The following is an 18,490-nucleotide window of genomic DNA, read 5'->3' as shown; positions in this document are numbered from 1 at the left end:
CGTGGGCGTTCTGTGGCCTCCGGGTCGCGTGAGGCCGGCTATGACTCGTCAACGACCGGACGACCGTGAGGTAACGCCTGAATCCACCCCTCTCGCCCCGGGGCCCTCCCCTGGGCCCGCACACGGAAATGCCGCCGGAATCCGACCCGTTGGCTCACCGGTGAGGGCGCATGGGTCCGGTTGGCGCATGGATGTCCCGCGGACCCAGCGTCCCGGAATGCCCGTCTTGATGGCAAGGCGCGAAACGAGTTGTTAACAGGCCGTATGAGCGATTTAGTCCGGTTGTCGGCTCACAGCTCGGCGGAGGCCTCGTCCTCGGCTGCGGGCGTCCCCATCCGGGCCAGCAGCAGGGCGACGTCGTCGTCGGGGGACTGCAACTGTGCGCCCAGCACGACGTCGCAGGTGTCCTCCAGCGAGCGGCGGCGGCTCTTGAGCTTGAGGACGCGCATCAGCGTGCGCAGCCCCACGTCGATCGACTGGCGCCGGTCCTCGACCAGCCCGTCGGTGAACAGCGCCAGCAAGGTGCCCTCGGCGAGCTTCCGCTCCACCGTGTGGAAGCGGATCCCTCCGACGCCCAGCGGTACCGCGTTGGGCAGGTCGATCAGCTCGGCGCGGCCGCCGGGCGGCACCAGCACCGGCGGCAGGTGCCCGGCGGTGGAGAACTGGCAGCGGCCCGTCGCGGGGTCGCAGACGGCGTAGACGCAGGTGGCGATGAAGTCGCCCTCGGCGCTGCCGGTGATGTTGTCGAGGTGCGCCAGCACCTCGTCCGGCGGCAGGTCGAGCCGGGCGAAGGCCCGGGTCGCCGTGCGCAGCTGGCCCATGATCGCCGCCGCGTGCAGGCCCTTGCCCATCACGTCCCCGACGATCAGCCCGACCTTGCCGTCCCGCAGCTGCAGGACGTCGTACCAGTCCCCGCCGACCTCCCGGACGGCGGGGATGTAGCGGGCGGAGATCTCCATCCCGTCCACGCGTGGCGGCTCGTGCGGCAGCAGGCTGCGCTGGAGGGTGAGCGCGGCGTTGCGCTCACCCGCGTAGAGCCGCGCGTTGTCGATGGATATCGCGGCGCGGGCGGCCAGCTCCACCGCCAGCGTGCGGTCCTCGTCGTCGAAGGGCTTCTGGTTGCGGGTGCGGAACATCCCGACCGCCCCCAGCACCTCGCCGCGGGCGATGAGCGGCGCGGCGAGGTACGAGTGCGCACCCGCCCGTTTCAGCTGGGCGGCTGCTCGGTCGTCGCGGGCTATGCGGCGCAGCATGCGGCTGCTCACCCGGTGCACGACCACCGGCTGGCCCTCCCGCACGGCCTTGGTGATCAGCCGGTCGTCCGCGTACCGGGCCAGCTCCCCGACCGGGTCGACGGCGCCGATCGCCTCGCTGGACTCGGCGGCCGCGACCGCCAGCGCCCGGAACTCGGCCGACTGCTGGGCGCGCACCTTGGGCACCGGGCCGCCGCGCAGCACCTCGTCCAGCACGTCGACGGTGGCGATGTCGGCGAGCGTGGGCACCACCACCGAGGCCAGTTCCCTGGCGGTCTGCTGCAGGTCCAGCGTGGTGCCGATCCGGGTCCCCGCCTCGGCGATCACCGCGAGCCGGCCACGGGCCTCGGCGATCTCCTCGGCCGCCTGGTGGCGCTCGGTGAAGTCCGCGATCGACGCGGCCAGGCCCAGCACCCGCCCGGTGGGGTCCTGGATCCGGTAGTACGAGATCGACCAGGCGTGGTCGTGCTCCTGGTCGGCGTACGTCCTGACCACGGTGTCCAGGTCCAGCAGCGGCTCCCCGGTCTCCAGCACCTGCCGCATCCGGGACTCGATCGCCCGGAACTCCGCCCCCGGCGAGATCTCGCGCACCCGGCGCCCCAGCATGGCCGCCGCGGGCAGGCCGTGCAGCTCCTCCATGGCCCGGTTGACGCGCACGATCCGCAGGTCCGTGTCGAAGACGGCCAGCCCGATCGGGGACTGGTCGACGAGGCTGCTGGACAGCGCCATGTCCGTCTCCACGCGCCGCACGGTGGAGAGGTCGGCGCCCAGGCCCAGCGCGTAGACGCCGCCGTCCACGTCGTGCATCCGCATGTTGCGGAACTCCACGTCACGGGTCGTGCCGTCGGCGTGCACGATCGGGAACACGCCCTGCCAGATGGCCCCCGCCCTGACCTGCTTGAACAGCTCGGTGACCAGCTCCAGCTTGTCGGGCGCCACCAGCAGCAGGCCGGCGTTCTGGCCCAGGGCCTCTTCCGCCGAGTAGCCGAACAGGCGTTCGGCCTCCGGGCTCCACAGCACGATGTGGCCGGTGCGGTCCAGCACCATCGCCGCCACCTGCAGCAGGTCGAGCAGACCTCCGGGCGAGGCGGCCCCTGGACTCGGCCGGGCCTCCCTGCCCGTGCCGGGCGGCGGCGGATCGTGCTCGCGCATGGCCTCCTCGTGAGCCCCCGTAGAGCTCTCACATCATCGTTAGGGGATATTTTCGCACTGAGTCACCCTGGGCGCCGTCCTTCCCCCACAAATGAGCGAGGGCGCCCTTCCCGAAGGAAGGACGCCCTCACATTGTGCGCCGCCAGGGACTCGAACCCCGAACCCGCTGATTAAGAGTCAGCTGCTCTGCCAGTTGAGCTAGCGGCGCTCACCGACAGAGAGGATCCTACCTGACCAGTGGCGGTGCTCCCGACCACCTCGTCCAGGAGCGCGGGGTCGTCGTCCAGCCAGCCGAGGCGGACCATCTTCACCCCGGCCTGGAACCGGCTGTCGGCCCCTATCTGCTGCATCAGCTCGGCCACTATCCGCCGCACCGTCCGGTCGGACAGGCCCAGCTTGCGGCCGATGGCCTCGTCCGTCAGCCCCGAGGCGAGCAGCCGGACGACCTCCCGGTGCCGTGCGGCGGGCGCGGCGCCGACGTCGTCGGTGAACAGGTCCGAGGCTGCCGCCCAGCAGTGCTCGAACATCTGGCGCAGCACGGCCACCATGGCGGGGCTGCGCAGGACCATGGCGGAGCCCTCGACCCCCTCGCCGGCCCGGTCGTCCAGGCCCAGGGCCGGTACGACGGCGAGCGTGTGGTCCACGATGATCAGCTTCATGGGCAGCGTCGCGGCCGTCCGCACCTCACCGCCGTCGTTGGCGTAGGTCCGCAGATGGGCGCGGACGTTCGGCACGGCCGCCGCCGTCGCGAGGTAGATCGACCGCTGCCTGACCCCGCGGTTGAAGAGTTCGCGGTTGCGGTCGTCGGCCTTGAACAGGGGGATCTCCCCCGGCACGGTCGGGTGCATCGAGAGGATCTCGGTGGTGGCGGTGCTGGCCCCCTCGTCGAGGATCGCCGCTATCTGTGCCGGCTGGGCGGCGACCTCGATCCGGGCCTCGGCCAGGTGCCGCATGTGCACTGGCTGGAACTCGCCGGCCACCTGGCTGAGCGCGGCGTGCGCGTCGGTGATCGTCCTGACCAGTTCCTCGGTGCGCCGCCGGCTGCCCTCGACCAGCTGGGCCATCGCCGTGGCGGGCGAGTGCACCGACCAGCCGCTGCGGGAGGAGGGGAACCTGGTCGTGAGGCCGAAGGACGCGAGGGTATGGAGGGCGTCGTCGAGTTCGGCGCGGGACCAGCCGGTGAGCGAACACACGCTTTCCGGCGTCCAGTCGGCGTCCGCCAGCGCCAGGGCGTAGAGTTCCTGCGCCCGGGCGCGCAGAAGGTCGTCGTCGGTCACTGCCCGCACCCCCAATGCTTCACGTCACCCCCGGCTTCGATCAGGTTAAGGGGCGGGGCTCGTGTATGAACCCTTCGGGGCCCATCCGGTCCCATGTGTCCGCATAGGGCCATGTCCGAATCCGGAACGTGAAAACTACAGACCAGCGGCTTGTGATCCGACAGAATTCAGTCAGCCGTACGGTTCCTCCAGACCGGAGTAGCGCCCTCGGCCCCGCAAAACCCCAGCTCACACCTCCTGGACAGGTCTGCCATGTCATCGATTCGCCGCAACGTCATTCGTGCCGTAGTGGGTGTCGTAGCCGCCGTCTCATTGGGGCTGATCGGAGCGGCCACGGCCTCCGCCCAGCCCATGCCGGGTGACCTCACCTGGGCGGTAGCCAACGACCTCACCTGGTAAATCAGGCGGGCAGTACCCCCAAAGACAACAACACCCCCCAAATAGCCACACCCCCTCCCCCCACGCTGATGGGCCCGGCATACCTCCCCCCTCTTGCCGGGCCCCTCAGCATGCCCGCGTGCAGGAGGAGGCGGGTATCCGCCACGGCGGATTCACGCCGCACGGAAGCGGTGCGCAAGCGGTTGCGGCACCGGTAGACCTCCTGTGCATGACATTCGCCCACCCCCCAAGTGCCCGAGACGCACGACCCGTTCGGGCTGCCCGTCATGCCCTGCTGACCGCGACCGCCACCGCGTGCGCGCTGGTCGGCGGCACCCTCGTGCTGCCCGCCACGACCGCCGCGGCGGCCCCGGTCAAGGACCCGGCCGCGTCGGTGCCGCGCGCCGCCGCCCACGACATCACCCTCGTCACCGGTGACGTCGTGCACTTCACCGACCGGCCCGGTACCGCGCAGGACACCGTCACCGTGGACCGCCCCGAGGGCGCGACCGGGGGCGTGAAGATCCAGCAGAGCGGCGGCCGCCTCTCGGTGGTCCCCGACGAGGCCGAGGCCCTGCTGACCGCGGGCAGGCTCGACCGCCGGCTGTTCGACGTGACCACGCTGGTGGCGATGGGGTACGACGACACCCGCACCGGCGGGGTCCCGCTGATCGCCACCTACCGGGGCGGCGTGACGGCACCCGCGGGCAGCACGGTCGAGCGCCGTCTGCCCAGCATCGACGGTGCCGCGCTGCGGGCCGCCAAGGCCACCGCCCGCACCTTCTGGAAGGACGTCGCCGGCACCGCGCCCCGGGCCCGGTCGCTGGACGGGGGCGTCGAGAAGCTGTGGCTGGACGGCCGGGTGGAGGCCGACCTCGCCGAGTCCGTGCCGCAGATCAACGCCCCGCAGGCGTGGGCGGAGGGCTACGACGGCACCGGGCGGAAGGTCGCCGTGCTCGACACCGGCGTGGACGACACCCACCCGGACCTCAAGGGGCGGATAGCCGCCGAGCGGAGCTTCGTACCGGACCAGGCGGTCGCCGACGGCAACGGCCACGGCACGCACGTCGCGTCCACGGTCGCGGGCGACGGCTCGACCTACCGAGGCGTCGCGCCCGGCGCCGAACTGCTGGTGGGAAAGGTGCTCTCCGACGAGGGCTACGGCGAGGACTCCTGGATCATCGCGGGCATGGAGTGGGCGAGGGCCCAGGGCGCCGACGTGGTGAGCATGAGCCTCGGCTCCCAGGTGCCGGACGACGGGACCAGCCCCATGGCCCAGGCCGTCGACACGCTGTCCGCCGACGGCGGGCCGCTCTTCGTCATCGCGGCGGGCAACTCCTACGGGGAGTTCACCATCGGGGCGCCCGGCTCGGCCGTGTCCGCCCTGACGGTCGCCTCCGTCACCAAGTCCGACGAGCGCTCGGACTTCTCCAGCATGGGCCCGCTGACCGGCAGTTACGGCCTCAAGCCGGACATCTCCGCGCCCGGTTCCGACATCACCGCCGCCAAGCCCGGCGGCGGGTACCAGACGATGTCCGGGACCTCGATGGCCACCCCGCACGTCGCCGGGGCGGCGGCCGTCCTCAAGCAGCGCCACCCCGACTGGTCCGGGCGGCAGCTGAAGGACGCGCTGATGAGCTCGTCCACGCCGCTCACCGGCTACACCCCCTACCAGCAGGGCACCGGCCGGGTGGACGTGCTGAAGGCCGTCGACGGCACGGTCCAGGCCACCGGTTCCGTCGCGACCGCCTTCTACGACTGGCCGCACGGCGCCGACGACCCGGTCGCCACCCGCACCGTCACCTACCGCAACACCGGCACGGAGGGCGTCACCCTCGATCTGGCGACCGACGCCGACGCGGCCGCCTACACGCTCTCGGCGCCGTCGGTCACGGTTCCCGCCGGGGGCACCGCCGACGTCACGCTGCGCCTCGACCCGTCCGCGGTGGAACCCGCCACGACCTTCTCCGGCCAGGTCCTGGCCACCGACCGGGCCACCGGGACCCTCGTGGCGCACACCGGTTTCGCCCTGGTCAAGGAGCAGGAACTCTACGACTACACGGTCGAGCTGAAGGACCGGGACGGCAAGCCCGCCTCCGGCACGGTGTACCTGGGCGTGGAGAACGACTTCTACCAGTACCAGTACGCCGTCGACGGCCGGCGCACCCTGCGCCTGCCCCCGGGCACGTACACCGCGTACACCTACATGGACGTCCCGGGCGACGAGCCGGACTCGCTGGGCCTGGCCTTCCTGTCCGCGCCGCGTACGGTGCTGGACGAGCCGGCCACCGTCTCGCTCGACGCGAGCAGGGCGCGGAGGATCAGTGCCTCCGTGCCCAAGGACACGGCGGACACGCAGCGGCAGATGGACTTCGCGGTGGTCTCCGCCGCCGGCGGGGTCGTCCGCAGCGGCTACCAGGTGCCCCTGAAGTACGACACTCTGTGGGCCCAGCCGACCGGCAAGGTCACTGGCGCCTCCATGAGCTTCTCCACCCGCTGGCGGCTGGCCGAGAAGCAGGTCGCCGTCGACTCCGTGGACGACCTCGTCGTCCAGGCCGGCAGCACCCTGCGGGAGGGCAGGCGCGAGCTCGCCACGGTGTACGCGGGCCACGGCGCGGCCGCCGACTACGCCGGACTGGACGCGAAGGGCAAGGCCGTCGTGGTGGACCGCTCCGACGCGGTCGCCCCGGCCGACCGCGCGGCCGCGGCGGTGGCCGCCGGTGCCGCCCTGCTGATCGTCGTCAACGACGGCGACGGCAGGCTCAGCGAGTACTACGGCGAGGCCACCGGGCTGCCCGTCGTCTCCGCCATGCGCGGCGACCGCGAGCGCGTCCTGCGCAAGAGGGTCACCGTCACCCAGCGCGCCCACGGCCGCTTCCTGTACGACCTGGTCTCCCAGCACGACGGCGCCATCCCGGACCGCTCCCTGGCCTACGCCCCGGACCCGGACCGCGACCTCGCCCGGGTCGACGCCACCTACTACGGCCGGACGGAGGCCCCGGGCGGCGGCTTCCGCTACAACATCCCCGCCTACGGCCCCGGCTTCGGCTTCGGCGAGCGCGAGAGCTACCCCTCGCTGCGCACCGAGTGGCTGACCCCGCTGCGCGGCGCGGCCTTCTGGTACGAGGACCACTCCGTCCTCGGCCCGCAGGACGAGACCCTGCAGGAGATGCGCAGCGGCAACGACCGCGTGACGGCCGGCCGTCACTACCGCACCGAGTGGTTCGCCCCCGTCCAGCGTCCGCGCCTCGGCCAGGGCTTCTGGGGCCCCAGCCGTGACGCCGCCGGTGGCCTGCAGTTCAACATCACGCCGTGGACGGACTCGGGCGCCGGCCACTCGGGCTCCATGCCGGACGACGAGTACGACACCGGCACCATCGCGCTGTACCAGGGCGACACGCTGCTGCGGAAGTCCGCCGGCCGGGCGCTGTACCTCTTCGACCCGGTCCCCGCGCAGACCCTGCCGTACCGCCTCGTCCTGGACGCCTCGCGCGACGCCGACCGCTGGCGCACCTCGGTGCGCAGCCGTACGGAGTGGGGCTTCCGCTCCGGCGCGGTCCCGGACGGCGTCTGGGAGCAGGACATCGAGCTGCTCCAGCTGGACTACGACGTCACCACGGACCTCGCCGGCGACGTACGGGCCGGCGCCAAGGTGCCGCTCGGCCTGTCCGCCGCCACCCAGGAGTGGCTCGACGACGTGACGCGGGCCACGTCCGCGACGCTGTCCGTGTCGTACGACGACGGGAGGACCTGGCGGCCCGTGCCCCTGCGGCGTGCCGCCGGCGGCACCGGCCACTGGTCGGCCGAGCTGCGAACTCCCCGTACCCCGGGCGGGTTCGTGTCCCTGCGGGCCACGGCCTCCGACGGCCGGGGCGGCACGGTGGAGCAGGAGGTCGTCCGGGCGTTCGGCCTGAGCTGATCCGGTCCGGTACGGGGTCGGAGGGAGCGGTCATGAGCACCCCCTCCGACCCCGTATGATTGTCCTGCACGCGCCGCTAGCTCAACTGGCAGAGCAGCTGACTCTTAATCAGCGGGTTCGGGGTTCGAGTCCCTGGCGGCGCACAGCGAGAGGGCGCCCCTCCTTCGGGAGGGGCGCCCTTCGTCGTGTTCCGGTGGGCGTCGTGCCTCGTCCGCCGGACGGCCCCGGGCCTCAGATGGCCAGTGACAGCAGCACCGGCGCCGCGCGTTCGTTGAGGGTGTCGGCCGCGCCCTTGAGGCGGTGGGCCTGGGTGACGGGGAGGGAGAGGGCGAGGCAGCCGACCGTCCTGCCGACGGTGATCGGGATGGCGGCGCAGACCGTGCCGATCGCGTACTCCTGCAGGTCCAGGGTGGGGGCGCTGGCCGGCTGGCTCTCCAGCTTGGTCAGCAGCACCTTCTCGCTGATCGTGGTCTTGGAGGTGAGCCGTACGGTCTTGTGCCGGGACAGGTGGTCGCGGCGCCCGTTGTGGTCGAGCTGGGTGAGCAGGCACTTGCCGACCGCGCTGGCGTGGGCGGCGAAGCGGAAGTCCACCCACTCGTTGACCTTGGGTGCTTCCGGGCCGTCCGCGAAGTCGACGATCTTGACCTCGCCGTCGTCGTAACGGCTGAAGTAGACGGCGGCGCCGACCTCGTCGCGCAGCGCCGCCAGGATCTTCTTGATCTTCTCGCCGAGCGCCAGGTCGCGGCTGGCGCTGCCGAGCAGGACCAGCGACTCGCCGACGGCGTAACCGCCGCCGGGCAGCGCGTTGAGGTAGCGCTCGCGGTTGAGCATGGCGAGGAGTTGGCCGAGATAGCCGATGGGCACTCCGATCTCACGGGCGAGCTGCTCGGCGGTGACGCCGTTCCTGTGCTTGTCCACGGTCTCCAGCACGCGCAGCGCGTGCTGGACCGCGTAGACCGGCGCGACCTGTCGGTGCTCAAGCGCCACGGTGTCCCCCTACAGGTGTGACCGTTTGCGTCCTTGCTGTAGCTACTGGTCACGGCTGCCGGGCACGACAGCGGGCCCGGCAGCTGGGCCGGATTCCACGATAGCCTCAATGCGGTTTGCAGTAGAGCCCGTTGAAGCTTTATGTGGGCGGCCGCAGGCGTATACGCAGGAACGGGCCACTCTGGCATATGCCAACGGCACGGCCCACTTTTCCTCAGAGCACCGCACCGAGGAATTCCCGGGTCCTGTGGTGCTCCGGGGAGCCGAAAATGCGCTCCGGCGGACCCGACTCGACGACCCGTCCGCCGTCGAACATCAGTACGCGGTCCGAGACGTCCCGGGCGAACCCCATCTCGTGGGTGACGCAGAGCAAGGTGATGTCCGTGCTGCGGGCGACGTCCCTGAGCACGTCCAGCACCCCGGCCACCAGTTCGGGGTCGAGCGCCGAGGTCACCTCGTCCAGCAGCAGGATGTCGGGCCGCATCGCCAGCGCGCGGGCGATGGCCACCCGCTGCTGCTGGCCGCCGGAGAGCCGGGTGGGGTGGGCGTCCTGCTTGTCGGCCAGGCCCACCAGCTCCAGCAGCCCGCGGGCGCGCTCGGCGGCCTCGTCCCGGTCCAGGCCGAGGACGTGCACCGGGGCCTCGGTGACGTTGTCCAGCACCTTCATGTTCGGGAAGAGGTTGAAGTGCTGGAACACCATGCCGATCCGGCGGCGCGTGCCGCGCAGGTGCCTCTCGTCGGCCGGCACGAGCCGGCCGCCGCGGCCCGGCATGTGAGAGAAGGGCTCGCCGTCCACGTGGATGACGCCCTCGGTGGGCCGCTCCAGGGTCATCAGCAGCCGCAGGATGGTCGTCTTGCCCGAACCGCTCGGGCCGATCAGGGTGACGCGCTCACCGCGCCGGACCTCCAGGTCGAGGTGGTCCAGCACGGTGTTGTCCCCGTACCGCTTGACCACCTGGTCGAAGCGGACGGCGGGCGCCGCCGGGCCGGACTTGGCGGGGGTGGGGGACTCGTCAGTGAGCAAGGCGCATCTCCAGCTTCCGCATGAGGACCGAGGTGGGGCAGCTCGCGACCAGGAAGATCACGGCGGCGATGGTGAACGCCTCCAGGTAGGCGAAGTGGTCACTGCCGAAACGATTCGCCTCGTGCACCATCTCGTCGACGGTGATGACCGACAGGAACGGTGTCTCCTTGAACATCGAGATCACGTAGTTGCCGAGGGCCGGCACGATCTTCCGCACCGCCTGCGGCAGCACCACGGCGGACCAGGTGCGCGCCCGCGGCAGCGACAGCGCGACCGCCGCCTCCCACTGCCCCCTCGGCACCGCCTCGATGCCCGCCCGGTACACCTCCGAGGTGTACGTCGCGTAGTGCACGCCCAGCACGGTGATGCCGATCACCAGCGGGTCCAGTCGCGGGACCAGCACCCACACCGCGAAGAGCTGGATCATCACCGGAGTGGAGCGCACGAACTCCACGACCGTCCGCAGCGGGAGCGTCACCCAGCGGCTGGGGGTGCGCCGCAGCACCGCGATGCCCAGCCCCAGCGTGACGGCGAGCAGCGAGCCGAGCACCGTGGCCAGCAGGGTGATCCCGAAGCCGTGCAGGATCAGCGGCAGGCCCTCGCGGGCCGTCTCCCAGTCCCACATCAGGCCCGACCTCCCGCCGGCTGTCCGAGCCGTGCCTTGGCCACGGCCTCCAGGCCGTTCATGGCCAGTGTCAGCGCGTACGCGAGGACGAAGTAGATCACCAGGAGCAGCAGGTACGCCGTCGCGGTGTCGCCCGTCGTGGAACGGAGCTGGTCCATCTGGAAGGTGACGTCCGAAATGGTGATCAGCGACATCAGCGGGGTGCACTTCAGCAACTGGATCAGCAGGTTGTTGAACGGCGGGATCATCTGCGGCCAGGCCTGCGGCAGGACGACCAGGCGCATCCGCTGCCACGGCGTCATGCTCAGCGCGACGGCCGCCTCCCGCTGCCCGCGGGGCACGGCGTCCAGGGCGCCCCGGACGACCTCCGAGCCGTACGCCCCGTAGTTGAGCCCGAAGGCGACCACGGCGCAGGCGAGCGGCACGAGCTTGAAGCCGAGGATCGGCAGCGCGAAGAACAGCCAGAACAGCTGGACGTACAGCGAGGTGCCGCGGAAGAACTCCACGACCACCCGGGAGGTCCCGCGCACGGGCATCCGCCGCGAGCGCGCCATGAAGCCGAGGACGAAGGCGATCAGCAGCGCGAGGGCCGCGCCGAGGACGGTGGCCTGCACGGTGACCCACAGACCCGCGCCCACACTGGGCAGCGAGTGCGTGAACTGCGTGAAGCCGGACATGGATTCACCGGCGAGGTCACCGGCGGGGAAGGGGTACGAGGACAAGGCGCCGCCTCACGCCGCGCACAGCTGCGCCGTGCGCAGCGTCGCCGGCGGGACCTCAGCCTTGGTGAAGCCGTACTTCCCGATGAGGGACGTGTAGCGGCCGGGGTCGGCGGTGATCTTCTTGAGCTCCTTGTTGAACGCGTCGCGCAGGTTCGTCGCGTCCTGCCGGAACACCGCGCCGCCCGGGCTGTACTGCTTGCGGCCGCCGACCACCGGCAGGAAGGGGTCGAGCACCTCCACCGCGGCGCCCTTGTTGGTGCGGGCCAGCCAGCGCAGCGAGATCCCGGTCAGCGCGAAGGCGTCGATCCGGCCGGCGAGCAGCGCGTCCACCCCGTCCTGCTGCTTGGCCAGGGACTTCACCGAGGTCAGCGGCACCCCGGCGGCATCCGCGTAGTCCGCCTCGACCGCCGCGCTCAGCACGCCGACGGTGACCTTCTGGCGGGCGCAGGACACCAGGTCGCTCAGCCCCTTGGGGTTGCCCGCGCGGACCATCAGGGCGGTCGGCGAGACGAACTCCGGCTCCGAGAAGATCACCTTCTGACAGCGGTCGGGCGTGATCGCCATCCCGGCGCTGACCACGTCGAAGCGGTCGGCCGTCAGGCCCGGTATGAGCGCGCCGAACTCGGTGAGCGTGGGCCGCAGTTCCGGCACCCCGAGCGCCGTGAAGATCTCCCGGTGCAGGGTGGGCGCCTCGCCGGCCAGCTCGTCGCCGTCCCGGTACCCGTACGGCGCCTCGCCCGCGAAGCCGACCCGCACGTACCCCTGCTTCCTCAGCTTGGCCAGCAGGTCCCCGTCGCCGGTGGGCGCGCCGGTGCCGGCCTGCGTACGGCTGCACGCCGCCAGCAGCCCGGGGACCGCCACGAGACCGCCGACGCCTGCGGTACGGGAGAGGAAACCCCTGCGGGACAGGGGACTGCGCTCGGACATGGACCAGACCTCCGGTAGTTCGCTTCCGTGCGGTGCGGTGACCGCACGAGGGCCGCGCCTACCCCGGCGCACAGGGGGCATTCATGCGAATCTGGTGGGGTACCCGATGTACGGAACGTCCGCGGGAGGCAGGGAGCTGCCATGAGCGACAGCACCGAAGGGAACGGCAAGCGCGAGCAACTGGTCGTGGAGCGGGTGCCGAAGGCACTGCTCGTCGGCGGCCGCTGGCGGCCTGCGAGCGACGGGCGCGAGTACGAGGTGGAGGACCCGTCCACCGCGCGACCGCTGTGCGCCGTGCCGGACGCCGGGGCCGAGGACGCCAAGGCCGCGATGGACGCCGCGGCCGCCGCGCAGGAGGGATGGGCGGCCACGGCGCCGCGTGAGCGCGGGGAGATCCTGCGCCGGGCCTTCGAGCTCATCGTGGAGCGGCAGCAGGAACTCGCCCTCCTGATGACCCTGGAGATGGGCAAGCCGGTCGCCGAGTCCCGCAGCGAGATCCTCTACGCCGCCGAGTTCTTCCGCTGGTTCTCCGAGGAGGCGGTGCGCATCGAGGGCGGCTGGCGCACCGCGCCCGACGGCAACGGCCGGATCTGGGTGATGCGCCAGCCCGTGGGCCCGGCGCTGCTGATCACCCCGTGGAACTTCCCCATGGCCATGGGCACCCGCAAGATCGGCCCCGCCGTCGCCGCCGGCTGCACCATGATCGTCAAGCCGGCCCACCAGACGCCGCTGTCCATGCTCGCCCTCGCCGAGATCCTCGGCCAGGCCGGGTTGCCGGACGGCGTGCTCAACGTCCTCACCACCTCGCACCCCGCGGAGATCAGCGGCCCCCTGACGGAGGACCCGCGGCTGCGCAAGCTCTCGTTCACCGGTTCCACGGGCGTCGGGCAGAAGCTCATCGAGCTCAGCGCGCGACAGGTGCTGCGCACTTCCATGGAGCTGGGCGGCAACGCCCCCCTCATCGTCTGCCGGGACGCGGACCTGGAGAAGGCCGTGGAGGGCGCGGCCATCGCCAAGATGCGCAACATCGGGGAGGCCTGCACGGCGGCCAACCGGATCTACGTCCACCGCGACATGGCCGAGGCCTTCACCGGGCGCCTCGCCGAGAAGCTGGGCTCCATGGTCGTCGGCCGCGGCACCGAGCCCGGCACCCAGGTCGGCCCGCTCATCGACGGCGCGGGCCTGGACAAGGTGGACCGCCTCGTGCAGGACGCCGTCTCGGCCGGGGCCCGCGCGGTCACCGGCGGCGCCCCGCTCTCGAACCGCCCCGGGTACTTCTACCCGCCCACCGTGCTGGCCGACGTGCCGCCGGACGCGGCGATGCTCCGGGAGGAGATCTTCGGGCCGGTCGCACCGGTCGTCACCTTCGAGGACGACGACGAGGCGATCCGGCTGGCCAACGACACCGTGTACGGCCTGGTCGGCTACGTCTTCACGGAGAGCCTGCGGCGCGGCATCCGCTACGCCGAGGAACTGGAGACGGGCATGCTCGGCCTGAACAAGGGCGTCGTCTCCACCCCCGCGGCGCCCTTCGGCGGCGTCAAGCAGTCCGGGACCGGCCGCGAGGGCGGCGCCGTGGGGATCGACGAGTACCTGGAGACAAAGTACGTGGCGGTGGACGTCTAGGGCCCGGACCCCGCGGGGTCAGGCGCCGCCGGGCAGGCCGTACGCGTCGGCGATGAGCTCGTAGGAGCGCAGCCGCGCGGCGGGGGTGTGGGCGTTGGCCGTGATCATCAGCTCCTGCGCACCCGTGCGGCGCACCAGCGCGTCCAGGCCGTCCCGGACCGCGTCCGGCGTGCCGTGCACCACGTTGCCGAGCCAGGCGTCCACGAAGTCCCGCTCGGCCGGGCTGAACTCGTACGCCTCCGCCTCCTCCGGGGTGGGCACCAGGCCGGGGCGTCCCATGCGCAGCCGCAGCATGGCCAGGGCGCCGCTGAGCACCTGCCGGCGGGCGTCCTTCTCCTCGTCCGCCGCCAGCGCCGCGACGCCGATCAGCGCGTACGGCTCGTCCAGCACCTCCGAGGGCCGGAAGGACCTGCGGTACAGCTCCAGCGCCGGTTCGGTGTTCGCCGCGGAGAAGTGGTGCGCGAAGGCGAAGGGCAGCCCGAGGACCGCGGCCATCCGGGCGCTGAAGGTGCTGGAGCCGAGCAGCCAGATCGACGGCCGCGCGGCGGACTGCACGCCGCCCGGAACGGTGCCCTGCACGGGACCGGGGATGGCGTGGATCCGGGCGTAGGGGTGGCCGTCGGGGAAGTCGTCGTCCAGGAAGCGGATGAGTTCGGACAGCTGCTGCGGGAACTCGTCGGCGCCCTCGTTCAGCCGGTCGGTGCGGCGCAGCGCGGCGGCGGTGGCGCCGTCCGTGCCCGGGGCGCGGCCGAGGCCGAGGTCGATCCGGCCCGGCGCCAGGGCCTCCAGGGTGCCGAACTGCTCGGCGATGACCAGCGGCGCGTGGTTGGGCAGCATGACGCCGCCGGAGCCGAGGCGTATGCGCTCGGTGTGGGCGGCGAGGTGGGCGAGGATCACGGCGGGGGAGGAGGACGCGACCCCGGGCATCGAGTGGTGCTCGGCGACCCAGTAGCGGTGGTAGCCGCGGGCCTCGGCGAGCCGGGCCAGCGCGACACCGGCGGCGAGGGCGTCCCCCGCGGTCAGTCCGCTGCCGACGCCCGCCAGGTCGAGGACGGAGAGCGGGACGGGTGCGCTGCCGAGGGTGGTGCCTCGTACCGGGTCGTTCGTGTCCACGTTCCTGCGTCGCCTCCTGCGGCCGGTTCCTCGTCTACGGCAACGAGCAACCGGAGACCGGCTGCGGCTATTCCCCGAGGGCGGAACCGGGGGCCGGGCCGTAGCCGCGCAGCGCGGCGATCCCCTCGGGCGGCACGGGCCGCGAGTACAGCCAGCCCTGCCCGGTGTCGCAGCCGATCCGGCGCAGCCGCTCCGCCTGCTCGGCGTTCTCCACGCACTCGGCGGTGACCGTCAGGCCGAGCCGGTGGGCGAGCTGCACCAGCGCCTCGACGATCGTCTCGTCGGCCGGGTTGGGGTGCAGGCCGTCGCGGAAGCCGTGCACGAAGCTGCCGTCGAGCTTGAGCGCGGAGACCGGCAGCCGGCTGAGGTAGGCGAGGTTGGAGTAGCCGGTGCCGAAGTCGTCGATGGCGATGCGCACGCCCATCTCCTGCAGGGCGTGCAGCGCCTGCAGGGGCCGTCCGGCCGAGCCCATCACCGCCGACTCGGTGAGCTCCAGTTGCAGCAGCCCGGCCGGCAACCCGGTGTCGTCCAGGATCTCCGCGACGTCGGCGACCAGGTCGGAGTCCCAGACCTGGCGCACGGCGACGTTGACGCTGACGAAGATCGGGTCGTCGGGCCAGTCCTTCTGCCACTGCCGCGCCTGGCGGCACGATTCGGCGAGCACCCAGCGGCCGAGCTGGACGATGGAGCCGTTCTCCTCCGCCAGCGGGATGAACCGGTTCGGCCCGAGCAGCCCGAAGTGCGGGTGCCGCCAGCGCACCAGGGCCTCCACCCCGCGCAGGCTGCCGCTGCCGAGCTCCACCAGGGGCTGGTACTCCAGCGTGAACTCCCCGCGCTCCACGGCCTGCCGCAGGGTGCTGGACAGCGCCTGCTTGGTCATCCGGTGGGCGTTGCGCTCGGGGTCGAAGAGCGTCCAGCGGGCCTTGCCGTCGGCCTTGGCCCAGTACAGCGTGGTGTCGGCGGCCTGCATGATGCCGGTGGCGGTGGCCCCGGCGGCCTCGCGCTCGACGACGCCGATGCTCGCCGAGACCGCCAGCCGCTGCCCGGCGAGGTCGAACGGCAGCTGCAGCGCGGTCAGTACGGATTCGGCGAGCCCGGTGGCCTGCCCGGTGCCGGTGGAGTCCTCGACGAGGACGGCGAACTCGTCCCCGCCCAGCCGGGCGACGAGCGTCCCGCTGCGCCCGAGCCGGCCCGCGCAGTCCGACAGCCGTCCGGCGACGGCCTTGAGCAGCCGGTCGCCGACCCGGTGGCCGAGGGTGTCGTTGATGGCCTTGAAGCCGTCGAGGTCGAGGTAGCACAGGCCGATCCGGCCGGTGCGGCTGTCGGCGCCCTCCAGCGCGGTGGCGAGGCGCTCGAAGAACAACTGCCGGTTGGGGAGCCGGGTGACCGGGTCGTGCATCCGCAAGTGCCGTAGCTGCTCGCGCAGTTCACGGGTCTCGCCCAGGTCCTCGACGGACATCAGGGCGCCGCCGGGCACGGGCACCACGACGACCTCGGCCCAGACCGTGCTGCCGTCCGGTCCGCGGACGGGTCTGGTGCGGCGCAACTCCCCGCGCCGGCCGGTCAGCACGTCCTCGTACTCGGCGTACTCCGGGTTCTCCCCGAGCGGGGGGACCTCGCCGCCGGCGCCGGTGAGGCCGACCAGCTCCGCCGCGGTGCGGGCGGTGAGCAGCACCGGGTCCGCGCCGAGCAGCGCGCCGAGCGCCGGATTGGCCTCGCGCACCCGGCCGTCGGGACCGACCAGGGCCATCGGCAGCCGGGCGACGTTGAAGGCGGCGCGGTAGTCGCGCACCTCCGAGGCCGGACGTTCCGGGGCTGACCGTTCCGGGGCCGAAGCGTGACGTTGAGTGACCGTCGTGGCCGCCGCCTCGGGCTCGAGGTCCGGGCTTCCCGAGGGTCCGCCCACCGCTTGCTCCCGCATAGGTGTCGTCTCGCACACATGGTCGTGGAGGAATCGAATGGCCGCCAAGAGGCGGCGTTCATGCTGGAAATGTGCCGATCATAGACGTTGGGGAATTGCCGCGGCCACCGCCGTCGTGGTGATTCTCGGCACGTGGGATGCGATCTTGATCATTTGTGATTGGCCACTGAATTCCATTGATCGCTTTTCGTCACTCATTACGCACTGTAGTGATCGGACGGTAACCCGGGCGGCGCAGCACAACAGGGCAAAACATAGCAAACCGTAGCAGCGTGATGTGGGTGTCCCGACCCCGTACGGGAGGTCCACGTGCCGCTGTCAGGGCTACCCATACGTGCGCATCGGCGCTTCCGCCGGCGCGTCCGCGGGCATGCCCCCGACGGGCTCCGGGCGGCCATCGCCGCCGTCAGCGTCTTCGCGGCCGTCGTCGCGTGGACGCTGGTCACCGGCCCCGCGGCCGGGGGCTCCGACTCCTCGCTGTGCGCCCTGCCGCGGACCCGGGCACACCACTCCGAGGGCGTCAGCGCCTGGAACACCGCCTACCCGCGGGCCCGTGGCGACGTTGACGCGCTGATGGTGTTCCTGGCGTTCCCCGACGCCGCCCCCACCATCAGCCCCGGCGAACTGGCGGCCGATCACTTCCCGGCCACCGCCGACTTCTTCGCCCGGGCCTCGTACGGCACCTTCCGGCTGCGGCCGCGCATCCTGCCGCACTGGCTGCGCATGCCCGCGGCGTCCACGGCGTACGGCATCGGCCGGGACTGGAGCCCCGCCCTGCGCGCCCGCTACCTGCGGGACGCCGTGGTGGCGGCCGACCGGGAGGTGGACTTCTCCCGGTACGGGGTCGTCTACCTGGTGGCCGACCCCGACGCGCCCGGCGTCGACCCGGACGCCACCAAGGTGGTCAACCTGGGCAGACCGGTCCGTGTCGACGGTGCGGACCTGCACCGCTTCGTCACCGTCTTCGAGGGCCACCCGCCGGACGTCAACGTGCTCGCCCACGAGACCGGGCACGCCTTCGACCTGCCCGACCTCTACTACCGGCCGCCCCAGGGCAGCAACGCCGACTGGGACACCCACGTCGGCGACTGGGACCTCATGGGCAGTCAGTTCGGGCTGGCCCCGGACTTCTTCGCCTGGCACAAGTGGAAGCTGGGCTGGCTCGGGCGCTCGCAGGTCCGCTGCGTCACCGAGGGCGGCACGCACACCTTCCGCCTGAGCCCCGTCGAGCAGCGCGGCGGCACCAAGCTGCTGGTGCTGCCCGCGGGCCTGGACGGAGCCGTCGCCATCGAGGCCCGCGCCGCCCTCGGCAACGACCGCCTCAGCTGCGGCCAGGGCGTCCTGATGTACCGCGTCCGGGCCGACGTGTCGTCAGGCGACGGCCCCGTGGACGTCATCGACGGCCACCCGGGCAGCGGCGACTGCTGGGAGTCCTCGGTGTACCCGCCGCTCGCCGACGCGCCGCTGCGCAGCGGGGAGACGTACGCCATCGGCCGCTCGGCGCACGTCCACGTGGCGGACCGCCACTCCGACGGGTCCTGGACCGTCCAGGTCACCCAGGGCTGA

Annotated in this window: 14 protein-coding genes and 2 tRNA genes; 6 read left to right on the top strand and 10 right to left on the bottom strand. The window is 72.2% G+C overall.

The features are described 5' to 3' along the window. Positions 1-290: 290 nt before the first annotated feature. The 3 genes from ACFYYN_RS25760 to ACFYYN_RS25750 all read right to left on the bottom strand — a co-directional run bounded on the left by ACFYYN_RS25760 (position 291) and on the right by ACFYYN_RS25750 (position 2,812). Positions 291-2,405 carry a SpoIIE family protein phosphatase gene (locus ACFYYN_RS25760; protein ID WP_500547679.1) on the bottom strand — a complete coding sequence of 705 codons (2,115 nt, stop codon included), beginning with the start codon at positions 2,403-2,405 and terminating at the stop codon, positions 291-293. Positions 2,406-2,540: 135 nt separating this feature from the next. Continuing rightward, positions 2,541-2,613, bottom strand: a tRNA-Lys gene (locus tag ACFYYN_RS25755). Beyond that, positions 2,576-2,812, bottom strand: coding sequence for a hypothetical protein (locus tag ACFYYN_RS25750; RefSeq protein WP_499516844.1), 237 nt, complete (start codon positions 2,810-2,812; stop codon positions 2,576-2,578). Before ACFYYN_RS25750 ends, ACFYYN_RS25755 begins: the two co-directional genes overlap by 38 nt. On the opposite strand from ACFYYN_RS25750, the gene ACFYYN_RS25745 reads away from it, so the two are divergent. From ACFYYN_RS25745 to ACFYYN_RS25730, 4 genes are all read left to right on the top strand, one after another. Next, a complete protein-coding gene (locus tag ACFYYN_RS25745) occupies positions 2,811-3,110 on the top strand; it encodes a hypothetical protein (RefSeq protein WP_500331344.1) in 300 nt (99 codons plus the stop codon). The genes ACFYYN_RS25750 and ACFYYN_RS25745 overlap by 2 nt on opposite strands. Before the next feature lie 246 nt (positions 3,111-3,356). Then, complete coding sequence (locus ACFYYN_RS25740) at positions 3,357-3,641, top strand: hypothetical protein (protein ID WP_500331346.1); 285 nt, start codon at positions 3,357-3,359, stop codon at positions 3,639-3,641. A 648-nt stretch (positions 3,642-4,289) separates the two neighbouring features. Beyond that, positions 4,290-7,979: a S8 family peptidase gene (locus ACFYYN_RS25735; RefSeq protein ID WP_500547678.1), complete on the top strand. Its 3,690-nt coding sequence runs from the start codon at positions 4,290-4,292 to the stop codon at positions 7,977-7,979. 70 nt (positions 7,980-8,049) lie between these two features. After that, a tRNA-Lys gene (locus tag ACFYYN_RS25730) sits at positions 8,050-8,122 on the top strand. Between the two features lie 88 nt (positions 8,123-8,210). Here the strand turns inward: ACFYYN_RS25730 and ACFYYN_RS25725 are convergent. From ACFYYN_RS25725 to ehuB, 5 genes are all read right to left on the bottom strand, one after another. Continuing rightward, positions 8,211-8,966 carry an IclR family transcriptional regulator gene (locus ACFYYN_RS25725; RefSeq protein WP_500438815.1) on the bottom strand — a complete coding sequence of 252 codons (756 nt, stop codon included), beginning with the start codon at positions 8,964-8,966 and terminating at the stop codon, positions 8,211-8,213. Positions 8,967-9,180: 214 nt separating this feature from the next. After that, positions 9,181-9,990, bottom strand: coding sequence for an ectoine/hydroxyectoine ABC transporter ATP-binding protein EhuA (ehuA, locus tag ACFYYN_RS25720; RefSeq protein ID WP_499512043.1), 810 nt, complete (start codon positions 9,988-9,990; stop codon positions 9,181-9,183). Next, positions 9,980-10,615, bottom strand: coding sequence for an ectoine/hydroxyectoine ABC transporter permease subunit EhuD (ehuD, locus tag ACFYYN_RS25715; protein ID WP_500547677.1), 636 nt, complete (start codon positions 10,613-10,615; stop codon positions 9,980-9,982). Before ehuD ends, ehuA begins: the two co-directional genes overlap by 11 nt. Next, positions 10,615-11,292 (bottom strand): ectoine/hydroxyectoine ABC transporter permease subunit EhuC, encoded by a 678-nt coding sequence (gene ehuC, locus ACFYYN_RS25710; RefSeq protein WP_500547749.1) that lies wholly within the window; start codon positions 11,290-11,292, stop codon positions 10,615-10,617. Before ehuC ends, ehuD begins: the two co-directional genes overlap by 1 nt. A gap of 54 nt (positions 11,293-11,346) precedes the next feature. After that, positions 11,347-12,264, bottom strand: coding sequence for an ectoine/hydroxyectoine ABC transporter substrate-binding protein EhuB (gene ehuB, locus ACFYYN_RS25705; RefSeq protein ID WP_500547676.1), 918 nt, complete (start codon positions 12,262-12,264; stop codon positions 11,347-11,349). Positions 12,265-12,405: 141 nt separating this feature from the next. Between ehuB and ACFYYN_RS25700 the strand changes: the two genes are divergently transcribed. Continuing rightward, positions 12,406-13,890, top strand: a complete 1,485-nt coding sequence (locus ACFYYN_RS25700) for an NAD-dependent succinate-semialdehyde dehydrogenase (RefSeq protein ID WP_500331425.1) — start codon at positions 12,406-12,408, stop codon at positions 13,888-13,890. 18 nt (positions 13,891-13,908) lie between these two features. On the opposite strand, the gene ACFYYN_RS25695 is transcribed toward ACFYYN_RS25700, so the two are convergent. Further along, positions 13,909-15,003 (bottom strand): LLM class flavin-dependent oxidoreductase, encoded by a 1,095-nt coding sequence (locus ACFYYN_RS25695; RefSeq protein WP_500547675.1) that lies wholly within the window; start codon positions 15,001-15,003, stop codon positions 13,909-13,911. Positions 15,004-15,070: 67 nt separating this feature from the next. Then, positions 15,071-16,924 carry a putative bifunctional diguanylate cyclase/phosphodiesterase gene (locus tag ACFYYN_RS25690; RefSeq protein ID WP_500547674.1) on the bottom strand — a complete coding sequence of 618 codons (1,854 nt, stop codon included), beginning with the start codon at positions 16,922-16,924 and terminating at the stop codon, positions 15,071-15,073. Between the two features lie 315 nt (positions 16,925-17,239). On the opposite strand from ACFYYN_RS25690, the gene ACFYYN_RS25685 reads away from it, so the two are divergent. Continuing rightward, entirely contained in the window at positions 17,240-18,490 is a 1,251-nt protein-coding gene (locus ACFYYN_RS25685; RefSeq protein ID WP_500547748.1) for a M6 family metalloprotease domain-containing protein, read from the top strand.

Origin of the sequence: Streptomyces sp. NPDC001902, assembly GCF_042891295.1 — a bacterium.
Classification (GTDB): domain Bacteria; phylum Actinomycetota; class Actinomycetes; order Streptomycetales; family Streptomycetaceae; genus Actinacidiphila.
Note: the sequence above shows the minus strand (reverse complement) of the source record. Positions and strands in the feature narration are given on the sequence as shown.

Bases quoted from the DNA above. Each gene is read 5' to 3' on its own strand.
- ACFYYN_RS25760 (WP_500547679.1), bottom strand. From the start codon at position 2,405: ATGCGCGAGCACGATCCGCCGCCGCCCGGCACGGGCAGGGAGGCCCGG.
- ACFYYN_RS25745 (WP_500331344.1), top strand. From the start codon at position 2,811: ATGGCCTCGTCCGTCAGCCCCGAGGCGAGCAGCCGGACGACCTCCCGG.
- ACFYYN_RS25740 (WP_500331346.1), top strand. From the start codon at position 3,357: ATGTGCACTGGCTGGAACTCGCCGGCCACCTGGCTGAGCGCGGCGTGC.
- ACFYYN_RS25735 (WP_500547678.1), top strand. From the start codon at position 4,290: ATGACATTCGCCCACCCCCCAAGTGCCCGAGACGCACGACCCGTTCGG.
- ehuD (WP_500547677.1), bottom strand. From the start codon at position 10,615: ATGTGGGACTGGGAGACGGCCCGCGAGGGCCTGCCGCTGATCCTGCAC.
- ehuC (WP_500547749.1), bottom strand. From the start codon at position 11,292: ATGTCCGGCTTCACGCAGTTCACGCACTCGCTGCCCAGTGTGGGCGCG.
- ehuB (WP_500547676.1), bottom strand. From the start codon at position 12,264: ATGTCCGAGCGCAGTCCCCTGTCCCGCAGGGGTTTCCTCTCCCGTACC.
- ACFYYN_RS25700 (WP_500331425.1), top strand. From the start codon at position 12,406: ATGAGCGACAGCACCGAAGGGAACGGCAAGCGCGAGCAACTGGTCGTG.
- ACFYYN_RS25690 (WP_500547674.1), bottom strand. From the start codon at position 16,924: ATGCGGGAGCAAGCGGTGGGCGGACCCTCGGGAAGCCCGGACCTCGAG.